Annotated in this window: 11 protein-coding genes and 1 pseudogene; 7 read left to right on the top strand and 5 right to left on the bottom strand. The window is 63.2% G+C overall.

What is annotated here, in order from left to right; translation table 11 throughout:
- The first annotated feature begins 157 nt into the window (after positions 1-157).
- A pseudogene (ileS, locus tag LGH82_RS08730) lies at positions 158-3146 on the top strand (isoleucine--tRNA ligase).
- 198 nt (positions 3147-3344) lie between these two features.
- Positions 3345-4025 carry a hypothetical protein gene (locus LGH82_RS08725; RefSeq protein WP_227348129.1) on the top strand — a complete coding sequence of 227 codons (681 nt, stop codon included), beginning with the start codon at positions 3345-3347 and terminating at the stop codon, positions 4023-4025.
- A 32-nt stretch (positions 4026-4057) separates the two neighbouring features.
- On the opposite strand, the gene LGH82_RS08720 is transcribed toward LGH82_RS08725, so the two are convergent.
- Entirely contained in the window at positions 4058-4510 is a 453-nt protein-coding gene (locus tag LGH82_RS08720; protein WP_227348128.1) for a nucleoside deaminase, read from the bottom strand.
- 180 nt (positions 4511-4690) lie between these two features.
- On the opposite strand from LGH82_RS08720, the gene LGH82_RS08715 reads away from it, so the two are divergent.
- The 5 genes from LGH82_RS08715 to LGH82_RS08695 all read left to right on the top strand — a co-directional run bounded on the left by LGH82_RS08715 (position 4691) and on the right by LGH82_RS08695 (position 11169).
- Positions 4691-6898 (top strand): pseudouridine synthase, encoded by a 2208-nt coding sequence (locus tag LGH82_RS08715; protein WP_227348127.1) that lies wholly within the window; start codon positions 4691-4693, stop codon positions 6896-6898.
- A gap of 31 nt (positions 6899-6929) precedes the next feature.
- Positions 6930-7484: a 16S rRNA (guanine(966)-N(2))-methyltransferase RsmD gene (gene rsmD, locus LGH82_RS08710; protein ID WP_227348126.1), complete on the top strand. Its 555-nt coding sequence runs from the start codon at positions 6930-6932 to the stop codon at positions 7482-7484.
- A gap of 105 nt (positions 7485-7589) precedes the next feature.
- Positions 7590-8960, top strand: coding sequence for a M16 family metallopeptidase (locus LGH82_RS08705; protein ID WP_227348125.1), 1371 nt, complete (start codon positions 7590-7592; stop codon positions 8958-8960).
- Positions 8961-8963: 3 nt separating this feature from the next.
- Positions 8964-10316 carry a M16 family metallopeptidase gene (locus tag LGH82_RS08700; protein WP_227348124.1) on the top strand — a complete coding sequence of 451 codons (1353 nt, stop codon included), beginning with the start codon at positions 8964-8966 and terminating at the stop codon, positions 10314-10316.
- Entirely contained in the window at positions 10306-11169 is an 864-nt protein-coding gene (locus LGH82_RS08695; protein ID WP_227348123.1) for a patatin-like phospholipase family protein, read from the top strand. Before LGH82_RS08700 ends, LGH82_RS08695 begins: the two co-directional genes overlap by 11 nt.
- 93 nt (positions 11170-11262) lie before the next feature.
- Here the strand turns inward: LGH82_RS08695 and LGH82_RS08690 are convergent, their stop codons facing one another.
- The 4 genes from LGH82_RS08690 to LGH82_RS08675 all read right to left on the bottom strand — a co-directional run bounded on the left by LGH82_RS08690 (position 11263) and on the right by LGH82_RS08675 (position 17146).
- Positions 11263-12918, bottom strand: a complete 1656-nt coding sequence (locus tag LGH82_RS08690) for an ABC transporter substrate-binding protein (RefSeq protein ID WP_227348122.1) — start codon at positions 12916-12918, stop codon at positions 11263-11265.
- Between the two features lie 165 nt (positions 12919-13083).
- A complete protein-coding gene (locus tag LGH82_RS08685) occupies positions 13084-14442 on the bottom strand; it encodes an MmgE/PrpD family protein (RefSeq protein WP_227348121.1) in 1359 nt (452 codons plus the stop codon).
- Between the two features lie 59 nt (positions 14443-14501).
- Complete coding sequence (locus LGH82_RS08680; RefSeq protein WP_413771463.1) at positions 14502-16178, bottom strand: thiamine pyrophosphate-dependent enzyme; 1677 nt, start codon at positions 16176-16178, stop codon at positions 14502-14504.
- A 68-nt stretch (positions 16179-16246) separates the two neighbouring features.
- Positions 16247-17146 (bottom strand): LysR substrate-binding domain-containing protein, encoded by a 900-nt coding sequence (locus LGH82_RS08675; RefSeq protein WP_227348120.1) that lies wholly within the window; start codon positions 17144-17146, stop codon positions 16247-16249.
- Positions 17147-17259 lie beyond the last annotated feature (113 nt).

Raw genomic sequence — 17259 nt, 5'->3', positions numbered from 1 at the left:
CCGGAACCGCCGGGAATCTTGCGCGCGGCCTCTCGCGCTTTTCCAGATCATCAACGCATATCGCCCAAAAGTGGCTCCGGTTTTGGGAAACGATATGCGTCAAAGCGAAGACTTCAACGCCGCGGGCCGTCTGGCCGGGCACGCACATGGCAGAGCAATGACCGACGAAACGCCCAACAATTCCGCAATCGACTATTCCAAGACGCTTTACCTGCCGCGGACGGATTTTCCGATGCGCGCCGGCTTGCCGGAAAAGGAGCCGGTGCTGGTCAAGCGCTGGCAAGACATGGACCTTTACCGAAAACTGCGCGAAAGCGCGGCCGGCCGCACGAAATACGTGCTGCACGACGGCCCTCCCTACGCCAACGGCAACATCCATATCGGCCATGCGCTGAACAAGATCCTCAAGGACGTCATCACCCGCTCGTTCCAGATGCGCGGTTACGATTCCAATTACGTGCCGGGTTGGGACTGCCACGGCCTGCCGATCGAATGGAAGATCGAGGAACAGTATCGCGCCAAGGGCAAGAACAAGGACGAGGTGCCGGTCAACGAGTTCCGCAGGGAATGCCGGGAGTTCGCCGCGCACTGGATCTCGGTGCAGGGTGGCGAGTTTCAGCGTCTCGGCGTCATCGGCGACTTCAAGAACCCCTATACGACAATGGCGTTCCACGCCGAGTCGCGGATCGCCGGCGAATTGTTGAAATTCGCCATGTCCGGCCAGCTCTATCGCGGCTCCAAGCCGGTGATGTGGAGCGTTGTCGAGCGCACCGCCCTGGCCGAAGCCGAGGTCGAATACCAGGACTATGAGAGCGATACGATCTGGGTGAAGTTCCCGGTGGCCAATATCGCCATCGCCAGTGTTCCCGATGGCGAATCCGCAACATTGGTTCCGGGCCTGAGCGGGCAGTCCCTGGACCTGCTGGATGCCCATGTCGTCATCTGGACGACGACACCGTGGACCATCCCCGGCAATCGTGCCGTCAATTATTCGCCGCGCATCAGCTATGGCCTCTACGAGATCACGGCCGCGGAGAATGCTTTCGGTCCGCAGCCCGGTGAAAAGCTGATCTTCGCCGCGGCTCTGGCCGAAGCTTCGGCCGACAAGGCCAAGGTCACCTTGAATCATCTTCGCAACGTCAGCGCCGAAGAGCTTGGAAGCCTTGTGCTTTCGCACCCTTTCAAGGGCTTCGGCGGCGGTTACGAATTCTCGGTGCCGATGCTCGCTGGCGATCATGTCACCGACGATGCAGGCACCGGTTTCGTTCACACCGCGCCCGGCCATGGCCGCGAGGACTTTGACGCCTGGATGGATGCTGCGTCGGATTTGCGCGCACGCGGCATCGACACCGCGATTCCGTTCACAGTCGATGATGGCGGCTTCTTCACCAAGGATGCGCCGGGCTTTGGCCCGGACCGCGAGGGTGGGCCCGCGCGCGTCATTGACGACAACGGCAAGAAGGGCAACGCCAACCAGGCCGTCATCGACGAACTGATCAAGCGCAACGCGCTGTTCGCGCGGCCGGCTGAAGCACTCCTACCCGCACTCCTGGCGGTCGAAGAAGCCGATCATCTTCCGCAACACGCCGCAATGGTTCGTCTACATGGACAAGGACCTCGGCGACGGCTCCACGCTGCGCAGCCGCGCGCTGAAGGCGATCGACGATACGCGTTTCGTGCCGGCCGCCGGCCAGAATCGCATTCGCGCCATGATCGAGGAGCGCCCAGACTGGGTGCTTTCGCGCCAGCGCGCCTGGGGCGTGCCGATCGCCGTGTTCGCCGACGCGGATGGCAATGTACTGAAGGACGAAGCGGTCAACCAGCGCATCATGGATGCCTTCGAGGCGGAAGGCGCCGATGCCTGGTTCGCCGCCGGCGCCAAGGAGCGTTTCCTGGGCAATCACGACGCGTCCAAGTGGAAGCAGGTGATGGACATCCTCGACGTCTGGTTCGATTCGGGCTCGACGCACGCCTTCACGCTGGAGGATCGCCCCGACCTCAAGTGGCCAGCCGACGTCTATCTTGAAGGCTCCGACCAGCATCGCGGCTGGTTCCATTCCTCGCTGCTGGAAAGCTGCGGCACCAGGGGCAGGGCGCCCTACGAGACGGTTGTCACCCATGGCTTCACCATGGATGAGGACGGTCGGAAGATGTCTAAGTCGCTTGGCAACACTGTCGTGCCACAGGACGTCATCAAGCAGTCGGGTGCCGACATCCTGCGGCTGTGGGTGGTGACGACCGATTATTGGGAAGACCAGCGGCTCGGCAAGAACGTGCTGCAGACCAACATCGACGCCTACCGGAAGCTGCGCAACACCATCCGCTGGATGCTGGGCACGCTTGCCCATGACGATGGCGAAGAGGTGCCGCTGGAGAAAATGCCGGAGCTGGAGCGGTTGATGCTGCACCGGCTGGCCGAGTTGGATGAAGTCGTCCGATCGGGCTATGACGCCTTCGAGTTCAAGCGCGTCACGCGCGCACTGCTCGATTTCATGGTTGTCGAGCTGTCGGCCTTCTATTTCGACATCCGCAAGGACGCGCTCTACTGCGATGGACCTTCCAGCGTGAAGCGCAAGGCCTCGGTTCAGGTGGTGCGGCATTTGTTCGACTGCCTGGTGAAGTGGCTGGCGCCGATGCTGCCCTTCACCACCGAGGAAGCCTGGCTCGACCGCCATCCTGACGCTGTATCGGTGCATCTCGACCAGTTTCCGCGAATTCCGGCGGATTGGAAGAACGATGCGCTGGCGGAGAAATGGCGCAAGGTCCGGCAGGTGCGGCGCGTCGTCACCGGCGCGCTCGAGATTGCCCGGGCCCAGAAGGTCATCGGTTCGTCGCTGGAAGCAGTGCCTGTCGTCACGCTCGACGATGCCGCGCTCGAAGCGGCGATCACCGATGTCGACATGGCCGAGATGGCCATCACCAGCGATCTGGTCATTGCTCATGGCAAGGCACCGGCGGGCGCCTTCACGCTCGACGACGTCAAGGGCGTTGCCGTCGTGGTGGAAAAAGCCGAGGATCGTGGCTTGGTGAAATGCGCACGCTCCTGGCGCTACACGGCCGATGTCGGGCAAGATGCGGAATTCCCGGATGTTTCGGCGCGCGATGCCGCGGTTCTGCATGAGCTGAAGGCGTTGGGACGGATTTGATGCGCCAAACAGGTGCACAAATGCCACTGCGGGCGACCTGTGGCCGTCCGCGCGTTGCCCTTAACGAGTGGTTGAGATAGATAGGCGAAACTCCGGACGACAAATTGTCGCCGGATTTCCGTCGGAAGAGCATATGCGATGGGGACCGGACTTTGCCCGGTGGCGATCGAGAGGCTGTCTAGAGTGGGACTTTTTGATATGACCGAGAGATATAACGCGCGCCTTGCGCTGCTGGCGCCGCTTGTCGTATCGGGCCTCGCTCTGTCCGGTTGCATGGGGTCGCCTACCTACGGAACCGACAAGACCGCCGGCGCGCAGCTGGCTGGCGATATCACCGGTGCGTTCTCGTTCGCGCCGAAGACCAAGACCCCGATTGATTACAAGCCGCGTCCGACGCTGGTGAAGCCCGCACCAGGGCAGAAGGAAGCGCTGCCGGCGCCGCAGGAAAGCATCCAGACTGCCAGCGCTCAATGGCCCGAATCGCCCGAACAGCGCCGCGCACGTCTGCGTGCCGATGCCACCGCTCACCAGAATGATCCGTCCTACCAATCGCAGCTGGTCGATGACGTCCAGACCGATCCGGCTTCGGTGAAGAAAGCGTTGGCGGAGTCAGCCTCGGGCCGCCCGCCTGCCTGGACCCCGGCGGATTCCGACAAGGGTCGCGCCGCCGAAATCCAGCGCCGCGTCGCCGATAGCAAGCAGGGCGACCCGACCACCCGCAAGTATCTCAGCGAACCGCCGGTGGCGTATCGTGTCGCCGCCGACACCGCGCCACAGGGTGAACTCGGCGAGGATGAGTACAAGAAGGACCGTCGCCTCAAGAAGGAAGCGGAAGGCAAGAAGGGCAGCGGCTGGTTCGACTGGCTGCCTTCGCTGTAAGGGCCTGATACCGGCAGCGTCGCCTGTCCCGGTCAGGGATCGCGCCGCTCCCGAAAGAAATCTTTCAGAAGAAGTGCGGCGTCGCTTTCGCCAATGCCTGGATAGAAGTCCGGGGCGTGATGGCAGGTCGGCGAGGCAAAGAAGCGCGCGCCATTGACCACGGCGCCGCCTTTCTCGTCCGCGGCGCCGAAATACAGGCGGCGCAGCCTGGCGAAGGAAATGGCGCCGGCGCACATGGCGCAGGGTTCCAGTGTCACGTAGAGATCATGGCCGGTGAGCCGTTCGCTTGAGAGCTTGCGGCAGGCGTCCCGGATCACCAGCATCTCGGCATGCGCCGTCGGGTCGGCAAGTTCGCGGGTGCGGTTGCCGGCGCTGGCAATGACGGTAACCCCGCTGGCGATGACCGCGCCGACCGGAACTTCGCCGCGCAGGGCGGCGGCCTTGGCCTCTTTCAGTGCCAGTGCCATGAAATCCGGCCGCTTCACGCGGTTTCCATTCCGATTATCTCCTCGCCACTCGACGGCGATCCTGTTATCTAGCCCACAATCCGAAAATCGGACTCGGTTTTCGGAAAGGATCATGCGCAAAATCAAAAGTGCTACGGCGTCCTGTGCGCGTCCGAAAGGATGCGCCACGCTGTAGCAGCGCAAACGGATAAAGGCCACATGGACGACAACGACAAGAAATTCCGACCCAAAAAGGGTCCGGGCCACGGCACGAAATCGGCGGGACCGCGCAGTCGCGACGGCGCGGCGGGCAAGGGCGGCAAGCCATCCTTCGGCGCGAAAAAACCCTACGCGCCTCGTGGCGACCGTCCGATGGCGGCGGATGGTGAGCGGCCGAAGGGTGACTTCAAGGCCGGCGACAGGCCGTTCAGCAAGGGACCACGCCCCGAGGGCAAGCCTTTTGAAAAGCGCGAAGGTCCACGCAAACCCTATGCGCCGCGTGGCGATCGTCCGTTGGCAGCCGACGGAGAACGCCCAGCACGCGCCTACAAGCCGCGCACGACTGGCGAAGGCGACGCACCGCGCGCCGAAAGGCCATTCAGCAGACCACGCCCCGAGGGCAAGCCTTTTGAAAAGCGCGAAGGTCCACGCAAACCCTATGCGCCGCGTGGCGATCGTCCGGTTGCAGCCGACGGCGAGCGCCCAGCACGCGCCTACAAGCCGCGTGTGACTGGCGAAGGCGACGCACCGCGCGCCGAAAGGCCGTTCCACAAGGGACCACGTCCCGAGGGCAAGCCTTATGAAAAGCGGGAAGGCCCACGCAAACCCTACGCGTCGCGCGGCGACCGGCCGGCCGCGGCCGCTGAGAGTGGCGAACGGCGCTTCGATCGCCCCAAGCGCGATTTCAGCGATCGCGCGCCGCGTGACGCCGGCGATCGTGTTCGGCACGACGCCGGCGATCGCCCCAAGCGAGACTTCGCTGACCGTCCCAAGCGTGATTTTGCCGGCGATCGGCCTCAAGGAGCATCAGCCGGAGGCTTCAAGCCGCGCTCGCGTCCAGCCGAAGCGACCGAGGAAGCCGGCGAACGCATCGCCAAGCGGCTGGCCCGCGCCGGCCTTGCTTCGCGCCGCGACGCCGAGGAACTGATCGCGGCTGGCCGCGTCAAGGTCAACGGCAAGGCACTGTCCTCGCCGGCTTTCAATGTCATGCCCGACGACGTTATCCATCTTGATGGCATGGAGATCCCACCAATCGAGCGGACGCGGCTGTTCCTTTTCCACAAGCCGGCCGGCGTGGTCACCACAAACCGCGACCCCGAGGGGCGCAAGACTGTATTCGATGTGCTTCCGGCGGATCTGCCACGGCTGATGACCATCGGGCGGCTCGACATCAACACCGAGGGTCTGCTGCTGCTTACCAATGACGGCGGCTTGTCGCGCGTGCTCGAACTGCCAGCCACCGGCTGGCTGCGGCGCTACCGCGTGCGCGTCCACGGAAAGGTCGAGGAAAGCGCGCTCGCTGGCTTGCGCGAAGGCATCGCTGTTGACGGCGTCTTTTATGGTGCCATCGAAGCGACGCTTGACCGCGAGCAAGGCACCAATGCCTGGCTGACGCTTGGCCTGCGCGAGGGCAAGAACCGCGAGGTCAGGAACATTCTCGGCTCGCTCGGCCTCGATGTGACGCGGCTAATCCGCATTTCCTACGGGCCGTTCCAGCTCGACGATCTGCGTGAGGGCCATGTTCTGGAGGTCAAAGGCCGCGTGCTGCGCGACCAACTCGGTGAGCGGCTGGTCGAAGAATCCGGCGCCAATTTCGACGCCGAGATCACCAAGCCGTTTTCCAACAAGCCGGTGCGGCGTGAAGCCGTGCGCGAAGAAGAACCCGAGCGGCCGAAATTCACCCGCGACGGCGAGCGCCGCCCGATCGGCGAGGGCGGCCTGATCAAGAACCGCAAGCGCCGCGAAAACAGCCGTGACGAAGCGCTGGGCAAGCTGTCGACAAGTCCCGACAGGAGCGCGGGGCCGGAGAAGAGCTTTGGCGAGCGTGGCCCCAGGCCCGAGCGCGGAGGTTTCGGCGACAAACCCCGTGGCGGCTTTGGCGACAAGCCTCGCGGTGCTTTTGGCGGCAAGCCGGGCGGGAAAAAATCCGAGCGCGAGCAGAAGCCGATAGACCCGCCGGGTCAGCGCAAGGCCAATGTCTGGATGGCGCCGGGCGCGCGGCCGATCGGCAAGGGCCGGGCCGAGGCCGATGCGGCCAAGGCGGCCGAGGCCAAGGCCCGCAAGGCGTCGTTCAAGCCGTCTTACGGCAATCCCGGTGGCAAACCGGGCGGTGCAAAACCGTTCGGCAAGCCGCGTGGCGAGCGTCCGGGCGGCGCGGGTGGCGGTGAGCGGCCCCGCAGCGGCCCGAAAGGGCCCAGGACGAGATGAGGCCCAGGGTAAAAATGAGGCCCAGAGCAAAATGAGAATCGTCGGCGGTGAGTTTCGCGGGCGTCCGCTGGCGACGCCCCGCACCAACGCCATTCGCCCGACGACCGACCGCACCCGTGAGGCCGTCTTCAACGTGCTGGTGCATCGGTTTTCCGACAGGCTGCAGGGCGGGCGCGTGCTGGATCTGTTCGCGGGCACTGGCGCGCTCGGCCTCGAGGCTCTGTCGCGCGGCGGGTCTTACGGCGTCTTCATCGAGGAATCGGCGGAAGGCCGTGGGCTGATCCGCGACAATGTCGAGGCGTTCGGCCTGACCGGACGCACCAAGATATTTCGCCGCGACGCCGCCGCGTTGGGGGAGGCGGGCACACTTGCCCCTTTCGACCTCGTCTTCGCCGATCCGCCCTATGGCAAGGGCCTTGGCGAACGCGCCTTGCAATCGGCGAAGGCCGGCGGCTGGCTGCGTCCTGGCGCGCTCTGCGTTGTCGAGGAGGCAGCGGTGGCCGCCTTTGATGCCGGCTCGGGCTTCTCTGTCATCGACGAGCGCAATTATGGCGAGACGGTGATCCGCTTCATCGAGGCCACCTGAACTCGGCCTCTTTACGGCCTCCTTTGCCGGCAACATGACGAACAATTCACTTTGCTTGTCGCCGGCACCTTGCCTATCGTCCGAACAGGAAAACCGGAGCCATTGATGACATTTCAGGCTGAATGGCTGCGGGCAACATTACTGGCGACATCGCTGGTTTTCGTGGCAGCCGGCCCGACGCTGGCCGATTCCGCGTCGGGCGAGGGGACGGTGACGGATTTCCTGCTCGACAATGGCATGGAAGTCGTGGTCATCCCCGATCACCGCGCGCCGATCGTCACGCATATGGTCTGGTACAAGATCGGCAGCGCCGACGAGCCGCCGGGAAAATCCGGCATCGCGCATTTCTTCGAGCATCTGATGTTCAAGGCGACGACCACCCATGCGGCCGGTGAGTTCGACCGCGCCGTGTCCGACATTGGCGGCTCCAACAACGCCTTCACGTCCTACGATTACACGGCCTTCCACGAAACGGTCGCGCCGCAGGCGCTCGAGCAGATGATGAGCTTCGAGGCCGACCGGATGCGCAATCTCATCCTGACCGACGATGTCATCAAGACCGAGCGCGACGTGATCCTCGAGGAACGCCGCATGCGCATCGACAACAACCCCGAAGCGGTGCTCGATGAAGAGGTTGATGCCACGCTCTGGCAGAACCAGCCCTACCGCATTCCGGTCATCGGCTGGATGCAGGAGATGGAGCAATTGAACCGCGTCGACGCCACCGCCTTCTACGACAAATATTACAGGCCCAACAACGCCGTGCTGATCGTGGCTGGCGATGTCGAGCCGGAGGCAGTCAAGGCGCTGGCCGAGAAGACCTTTGGCAAGGTGGCGCGCGGCCCCGATCTGCCGCCGCGCGTTCGTCCGGTCGAGCCGGAGCAGAACACCAAGCGCACGGTAACGCTCTCCGACGCCCGCGTCAGCGTGCCGAGCTTCTCGACGCAGTGGGTGGTTCCATCCTATCACTCAGGCAAGGACGGCGAAGCGGAAGCGCTCGATCTGCTGGCCGAAATCCTGGGCGGCGGGACGCGCAGCCGGCTCTACCAGCAGCTCGTGGTCAAGCAGGGCATCGCTTCCAGCGCCGGCGCCTTCTTCCAGGGTACCATGCTCGACGATACCAATTTCACCGTCTACGGCGCGCCGCGCGGCGATGCCAAGCTGGCCGATGTCGAAGCGGCCGTCGACGCCGAGGTGATGCGCATCGCCAAGGATGGCGTGACCAGCGAGGAACTGGAAAAGGCCAAGGACCGATATGTGCGCTCGATGATATTCGCGCGCGACAAGCAGGATTCGATGGCGAACATCTACGGCTCGACGCTGGCCACGGGCGGCAATGTGCAGGATGTCCAGCAATGGCCGGATCGCATCCGCAAGGTCACCGCCGATGAGGTCAAGGCCGTTGCCGTCCGCTATCTCATCCTCGACCATTCGACGACCGGCTACCTCTTGCCGCAAACCCAGGCGGGGAACTGATTGATGACGCGGCTCGGCACCATTCGCTTCCGTCTGCACATCGCGGTCCTGTTCCTGTCGGTGTTGTTCCTGATCTTGCCGGCGGTCACCGCGCGCGCCAGCGTGGCCATCCAGGATGTGAAGTCGTCGAAGGGCGTCGATGCCTGGCTTGTGGAAGATTATTCGGTGCCGATCATCGCCATACGCTTCGTCTTCGACGGTGGCTCGACGCAGGATCCGCCGGGCAAGGAGGGGCTTGCCAATCTGATGACCGGACTGTTCGACGAGGGGGCCGGCGATCTCGACAGCGAGACTTTCCAGATCCGCCTTGACGACGTCGGCGCGGAAATGAGTTTCGACGAGCGGCGTGACGGCACGTACGGGTCGATGCGCATGCTGGCCGAGCGCAAGGACGAGGCATTCGAGCTCTTGCGGCTGGCGGTCACGCAACCGCGTTTCGACCAGGCGCCGATCGACCGCATCCGCTCGCAGATCCTGTCTGGCATCATCGCCGGTGAAAATGACCCTGACACGATTGCCCAGACCAAATGGGCCGAAGCCATCTATGGCAACCATCCCTATGCGCGATCGGATCAAGGCACCAGGCAGAGCATCGCCACGATCACCCAGGATGATTTGCGCGCCTTCCACAAGGCGAATTTCGCCCGCGGCGGCCTGCGTGTCGCGGTGGTCGGCGCCATCGACGCCGAAACGCTAAAGCAAAAACTCGACCTGCTGTTCGGTGACCTGCCGGAAAAGCAGCTGCTCAAGCCGGTGGCCGATATCGAGCCAAAGCTGGCGCAGCATGTCGAGGTCAACTACGCGCTGCCGCAGACCTCGCTGCAACTCGCCTATCCGGGAGTGAAGCGGGATGCTCCGGATTTCTTCGCGGCTGCCTTGATGAACGAAATCCTCGGCGGTGGCACCTTCACCTCGCGCCTGTTCAGCGAGGTGCGCGAAAAGCGCGGTCTGGCCTATAGCGTCAACTCGTCGCTGATCAACCAGGAACACGCCAACGCGCTGATCATCACCACCGCGACGCGCTCGGACCGGGCGGCGCAGACACTAGGCATCGTCCGCGATGTTGTGAGGCGCATGGCTGAGGAAGGTCCGACCGAGGAGGAACTCGCGGCGACCAAGAAATACATGATCGGCGCCTACGCCATCAACAATCTGAATTCCTCCAGCGCCATCGCCGCGACCCTGGTTGAGCTGCAGGTTGACAAGCTCGGCATCGATTACATGCAGCGGCGGACGGCCTACATCAACGGTGTGACGCTCGATCAGGTCAAGGCCGCGGCCAAGAAGCTGCTCTCCACGGAACCGGCTATCATGGTCGTCGGGCCGAAGCTCGGCGAGGTTGCCAATGGAGGCTAGTTTCGGCATCGCCTTCGGCGGCGGCGGCGCGCGCGGACTGGCGCATATCCACGTCATCGAGGCTTTGGACGAACTGGGGATAAAACCGGTGGCGATAGCCGGTTCGTCGATCGGCGCCATCATGGGCGCCGGCATGGCGTCGGGCATGACCGGCAAGGAGATCCACGATTATGCCCGCTCGATCCTTGGCCGGCGCACCGAGGTGGCCAGCCGCATGTGGCGGGCTCGGCCGGAAACCTTCGCCGAGGCGATGCAGGGCGGGCTGAGGGTCAGCCAGTTCAATGTCGAGCGCATTCTCAAGGCCTTCCTGCCCGAAGCGGTTCCCGAAACCTTTGCCGAGCTGAAAATCCCGCTGAAGGTGACGGCGACGGACTATTTCGGCCACAAGCTCGCTGTGATCAGCGACGGCGATCTGCATTCAGCGCTTGCCGCCTCGGCCGCGATACCGGCGGTGTTTCGCCCGGTGATGCGCGACGGAAGGCTGCTGATCGACGGCGGCATCTACAATCCCGTGCCTTTCGACCTGATCGAGAACGACGCTGACATCATCATCGCAGTCGATGTGGTCGGCGCGCCCGAGGAGGTCGAGCACAAGCAGCCGACGTCGGTCGACCTGATGTTCGGCGCCACGCAACTGCTGATGCAGTCGATCATCGCCAACAAGCTGAAGCAGCGTCAGCCGGACATATTGATCCGCCCGGCGGTCTCGAAATACCGTGTGCTCGACTTCATGAAGGTCGACGCCCTGATGAGTGAGACGGCGGATATCAAGGACGAGCTGAAGCGGCAGATCGAAAAGGCGGTGGAGGCGCGTGCCGGCAAGGGCAAGCGCGGCAAGCGCGTCGCCGGTTGAGCTGTCCCTCGATAGCTGTGGGTCACCCGAGGTGACTTGAAAAATCAGGTCGGAAGACGGGCGTGCCGTATCCCGACCGTCGCATCTTCTCGCTCAGGCGTTTTCGTCGAGCCAGACATTTTCGAAATTCTGTTCGAAGGTCGGGTGGATGCCATAGTTCTTCACCGACTTCGTCGAGTGATTGTAGATCTTGCGCCAATAGGGCTGGATGATGACCCCGGACTCTTGAAGGGTCTTCTCGATATCGACCATGAGGTCGCGGCGCTTGTCGACATCGGCGACGGTCAGCGCCTTGCCGATCTTCTCATCGAGTTCCTTGTTGGAATAGGCGGATTCGTTCCACGATTCGCCGGTGCGATAGGCCAGCGCGATGACCTGCACACCGAGCGGGCGCATATTCCAGTTGGTCATCGAGAACGGATATTTCGTCCAGTCGTTCCAGAAGGTGGAGCCCGGCAGGACGGTGCGCTTGACCTTGAAGCCGGCCTCGCGGATCTGGGCCGCGATCGAATCGGCGGTGTTCTTGTGCCAGTCCTGGTCGAGCCCGATCAATTCATGTTCGAAGTCCATATGACCAGCCTCGGTCATCAATGCCTTGGCCTTGGCGATGTCGCGGGACACTTTCGGCAGCGCGGCATATTCGGGATGGATGGCGCAGACGTGATGATTTTCGCCCAGCGTGCCGGCATCGCCATAGCCGAGCTTGAGAACCGTCGCATTGTCGACGGCAAGCTGGATGGCCTGGCGCACTTTCTGATCGTCATAAGGCTTGTTGTTGACGTTGGTGCGCGCCACGATGGTGTTGGCGGTGACCACCTCGTGCTTGACCAGTCCCATCTTGTCGAGGATGCCGACATAATCAGCCGTGGTCTCGTAGTTGGTGTTGACCTCGCCGGATTCGAACGCGCTGATCATCGCGTTGGCTTCGGTGCCGTAGTCGATGAATTCGATGCCGTCGAGATGGGCTTCGCCGCCCCACCATTTGCCGTTGACGCGGCGCTTCAGCACGACCTTCGAGCCGACATCGTAGGAGACCAGCTCGAACGGTCCGGTGCCGATCGGATGGGCGACGAAATTGCTGCCCATCTTCTCGTAATCGCGATGCACGATCAGAGCCGGATAATCGGAGAAGCCGGCGATGATCGAGATGTCGGAGGCCGGCAGCTTCAGCTTGATGGTGAAGTCATCGACCTTGGTGATCGCGCCAGCGAGCAGCTTGCCCGTCTTGGCATCGATCAACGTGCCCATGCGCGCCGCCATCGAATTGCCCGCGGCTGACTTGTCGCACCAGCGCGTCAGGTTGAAAACCACGTCGTCAGCGCTGAAATCGTCGCCATTGTTCCATTTGACGCCCTGCCGCACTTTCAGCGTGTATTCCGTGGCGTCGTCGTTGATGTCCCAGCCTTCGAGCAGGATCGGCTTGAAGGTGAATTCGTTGGTGTATTTGACCAGGGGCTCGAGCGTCTGGCGGGTGACATTGGCCATTTCGGACCAGTCGTAGGTCCGTGGATCCTTCTGTTCCTTGACGCTCGTCGCGACTTTCAGAATGCCACCTTTCTTTGGTTCCTCGGCATGCGCCATGGTCGGTGCAGCGAGACCCAGCATTGCGTAGGCCGCAGCCGTCGTCGCGCCGAAAGCGCTGGCGATCGCCAGAAACTCACGGCGGTCCACCGCGCCTGCCCTGGCGCTCTCGGCCATCGCTCCGACGAAATCGGGAATGCGGCCGCCATCGTTCTTGGACATTGTCATTGCGTTCTCCCACCGGTTTCAATCCCTGACGCGCTGTTGCTTTCAGCGGCTCTGTTGACTCATCGTAGACATTGGCCGGAAGTATGGGATCGAAAAGGATTCAGCGCTGACTGAGAATAATTCCGTCCATGTCCTTGGTGGCATTCGCCTGCGCTGTGGCACGTGTCAGCGGTCGAGTGGCGCGACCGCCAGATCGATAAGCCGGCTAAACCCGTTGCTGTCCAGCGCGTCGAACGAGAGCGCCATCGCCTCCATCTCGTCGGCGCGCGCCTTGTTGATGAGGCCGTCGGTGAAGGTGGCATATTTCTGATGAAACTCGTCCGCGTTCATCGGATTGTCGCGGTCGCCTTTCGGCGTGCGCGGCTCCGACATGATCTCGCGCCCGTCCTTGAGATAGAGGGTAACGTCGGCCCAGCGCTTGCCGACGCTGATGCGGGTGTAGTGCTCGGTCTCGACCAGCTCCGTGGCGTTGGAAATGCGGCGGATCTCCGCGTCATCCAGGACCTCTGGCAGAAGTTCAAGCGGTCCGATCTTGCCCCGCACGATCATCGTCGCCACAGGAAACGCGATCGAATAGGTCATCTCGTCTAGCGTCTTCGGATTGTGGCCGGCAAGCCGCACCGCATAGTGGAAGGTCTGGATGCGCACCCGCGTGACATCCTTGCTGGAAAGCTTGTTGTCACGCATCAGGTCGCGGACGGCATCGATCGATGGATGTGCCCAGCGGCAGACAGGATAGGGTTTGTAGGAGGTATCCTCGACGATGCGCCAGGCCTGTCCGAGATCGCGCCACCAGGGTTCGGCCGCGTCCCCCTCGGCAGTGATCGCAGGCGCGCCGGTGAAGCCGAGCTCGGCCATATAGGCGGCCATCACCCCCGATGGCGCGCCCCAGCCAACGCCGTCACGCAGCATGGTCGGGAAATCGATGCAACGCATCATCTGGCTGCGCGGACCGTGATATTCGGCAATGCCCGCGGCATGGCGCGTCTGTTCCTGGCTCAGCCCCAGCAGCCGCGAAACACCGGCGGCGACACCGACCGCGGTCCAGGCTCCGGAGGTGTGGTAGTCCGGCACGGTGCCATGCAAGGTCAGGCCGGCGCGATAGGAGATCTCGTAGGCGACGGCCAGCGCGACCATGAACTCCTTGCCGGAAAGCGGTTGCCCGGTGGCGCGCAGCGAGTCGGCGATGCCGAGCAGTGCGGGAAACACCGCCGAACCCGCGTGGCCTTTGCAAGGGCTGGTGGAGTCGTGTCCGTCGATGGAGTCGATGGTGAAGGCGCCGGCGAACGCGGCCCCGGCCGGGCTGACTGGACGCCCGTCGAAGATCATCCGCGCAGCGCCGATTTCGGGCGACGAACGCCACAGCCGGTCTGCGATCTTCCTGGTGATCGATGACATCTCAGTCGTCGAACCGACCGCCGCCACGCCCAGAATGTCGGCAAAACTGCGTCTGAGGATGGAGCGCACCTCTTCGGGAATAGCGTCATAGGTCAGGCTGTGGGCAAAGTCGGAAAACCGGATCATCTCGAAAACCTCCCTGCAATCTCAATAGGACAGACGCCGTTTGGGCGTTCGTCGGTCAGTCAAGGCGATACGGTCATGTTGGGCCCAAGATGCTCCACGCCAACCTTGACGTGGATCACCGCGGCCTTGCCGCTCGCCAGCGCGCGTTCGAAGGCCGGCGCGAAATCGTCGGTCGTCTCCACCGTCTCGCCATGGCCGCCGTAGCCGACCGCCACGGTGGCGAAGTCGGGATTGGTAAGACCGGTGCCGGAATTGCGGCCCGGAAAAGCGCGTTCCTGGTGCATCCGGATGGTGCCATAGGATTGGTTGTCGACGACGATGAAGATCGGGTCGAGGCCGTACTGGACGGCGGTCGCGAATTCCTGGCCGTTCATAAGGAAATCACCGTCGCCACCGATGTAGATGGCGGGCGCGTCGGGGTCGGCGATCTTTGCGGCAACCGCCGCGGGAACGCCAAAACCCATGGCGCCGCAGACCGGCGCCAGCGCGCCGCGAAACCGCCGATAGCGGAAATGGATGTTGGGCCAGTCGGAGGCATTGCCGGCACCGGTGGTCATGAAGGAATCAGCCGGCAGCCGCTGGCTGAGGAAGCGCATCACCACGCCCATATCGACAGGGCCCGGCTGCGCTGCAAGGTCGAGCATGGCAAGGTAGCGCCGGCGTGCCGAGGCGCAAACCGCGGCGCGTCTTGGATTGCGACCGGGCGAGGCCAAACCGGCAAGGGCGATTGCAAACGCGCTGGGATCGGCCTGTACCAGAAGGTCGGCTTGATAAAGCCGGCCAAGCTCCTCCGCGCCCGGATGCACATGCACCAATGGGCAGTGTGGGGTCGGCGCCGGGATCAGTGAGAACTTCAGCGTCGTGCCGTCACCGAGACGGCTGCCGACGGCAAGGATGAGATCGGCCTCGCGGCAATAGTCGTTGGGCATCGGCGCGCCGCCGAAACCAAGATTGCCGATATAGTTCGGATGGTCGTTGGGAAACAGGCCTTGGCGGCGGAAGCCGACGGCGACGGGAAGCCCGAGACTTTCCGAAGCCTGGATGATGGCGTCGTGGCCGGCTGGCGTCCAGTTGGCGCCGCCAAGCAGTAGCAATGGCCGCTTCGAGCGCGCCAGCATGGCTTCGATCCCCGCCATGTCGGAGGCCAATGGTGCGACAGGTGTTACCATTGCCGGTTTCAGGTCGGGCGTGTCGCTTTCCGCCTTGAGCACATCTTCCGGCAACACCAGCACCACCGGGCCGGGGCGGCCGGAGACCGCGGTTCGCCACGCCCGGTTGACATATTCGGGAATGCGCGACGGGCGATCGATTTCCGCCACCCATTTGCTCATCGGGCCGAAAACGCGGCGATAGTCGAGTTCCTGGAAGGCTTCCCGATCACGATGCGCGGATGCAATCTGACCAATCAGTAGGATGAGCGGCGTCGAGCCCTGATAGGCCGTATGCAGGCCGATCGCGGCGTTCATCGCGCCCGCACCGCGGGTGACGAAACAGACGCCGGGGTCGCCGGTTGCATCGGCGTAGGCCGCCGCCATGAAGCAGGCGCCGCCTTCTTGCCGACAGGTGATATAGCGGATGACGTTGGCCTGCTCCCACAGCGCGTCGAGCGCGGTCAGATAGCTTTCACCGGGCACGCCGAAGACGGCCTTGCAGCTGTTTTGCAACAGTGCGCTTATGAGAATCTGACCGCCGTTTCGCAAGATCGCCCCGCTTTTCGTGCGACCGTAGGGGCGCAGTCGAAGCGTCTCAATCGAATAAAATTTCGGCGCTGATGAATTGATTTCGGGCCGGCGGCAAAAGCCCGTCAGTCGCTGCGAAGACCGGTGCTGAGCGACAACAGCCAAGCCTTGAAATGTTTGACGCGGGCGAGCCCCGCCGAGCGTTTGGGCGCGATGAAGTAGTAGGCGCCGCCGGTTGGTACTTCTTCAGCGAAGGGCGCGATCAGCGAGCCTCGTTTCAACAAGGTATCGCCATAGGGCCGTCGGTTCATCGCCACCCCCATGCCCTCGCTGGCGGCAAGCAAGGCGTGGGAGCGGGAATCGAACATCAGCTTCGGCACCTGGTTCGCGCCCCGAACACCCATTTTATCGAACCAGAAATCCCACTCGTGCGGCACGTATTCGCAGCCGATGAGCCGCCGCCCGAGCAAATCCTCCGGGGTCTCGATCGGACCATTGTGGCGCAGATAGTCCGGTGACACGACGGGCGCGATGACCTCGTCGATCAGCTTTTCGCACATGTGTTCCGACGGCGCCGTCATGGCGTAGCGGATGTCGATGTCGATGCTGGAACCTGAGAATTCGATGTCGTCCGGCTTGGTGATCAGCTTGACGGTGATCTCGGGATTGGATGACAGGAAATCGTCGAGTTGCGGGATCAGCCACATCTGAGCCAGTGACTGGAAAAGATGAATGGTCAGGCCGCCATTCTTGGTGTCCTGCATCACCGACAGCGTGCTCGCCTCGATGCGGTCCAGCGCATCGCCCAACCCCTCAAGATATTTCTCACCGATCTCCGTGAGTTTCAGCCCCGTCTGCTCGCGCAGGAAAAGCTTGGCGCTGACAAAGGTCTCCAGCGATTTGATCTGATGGCTGACAGCGGAGCTCGAAATCAGCAACTCCTCGGCGGCGTCGGCCAGGCTGCCAGCCCGCGCGGCCGCCTCGAAGGCCCGCAACGCGGCAAAGGGAGGTAACCGCCTTGCCATTCTTGGAAGCTCCTCCACGCGCCGGAACCAACTGCTCCGACGCGGCACCTATAGGGGTTTTCACGAGGTGGTGGAAGATTTGGGTTTTGTCGGGCCAGAGCCTGTCCATCCCG

The organism is Mesorhizobium sp. PAMC28654, from assembly GCF_020616515.1.
Classification (GTDB): Bacteria; Pseudomonadota; Alphaproteobacteria; order Rhizobiales; family Rhizobiaceae; genus Mesorhizobium.
The sequence above is the reverse complement of the archived record's forward strand: the minus strand, read 5'-3'. Positions and strand labels throughout refer to the sequence as shown.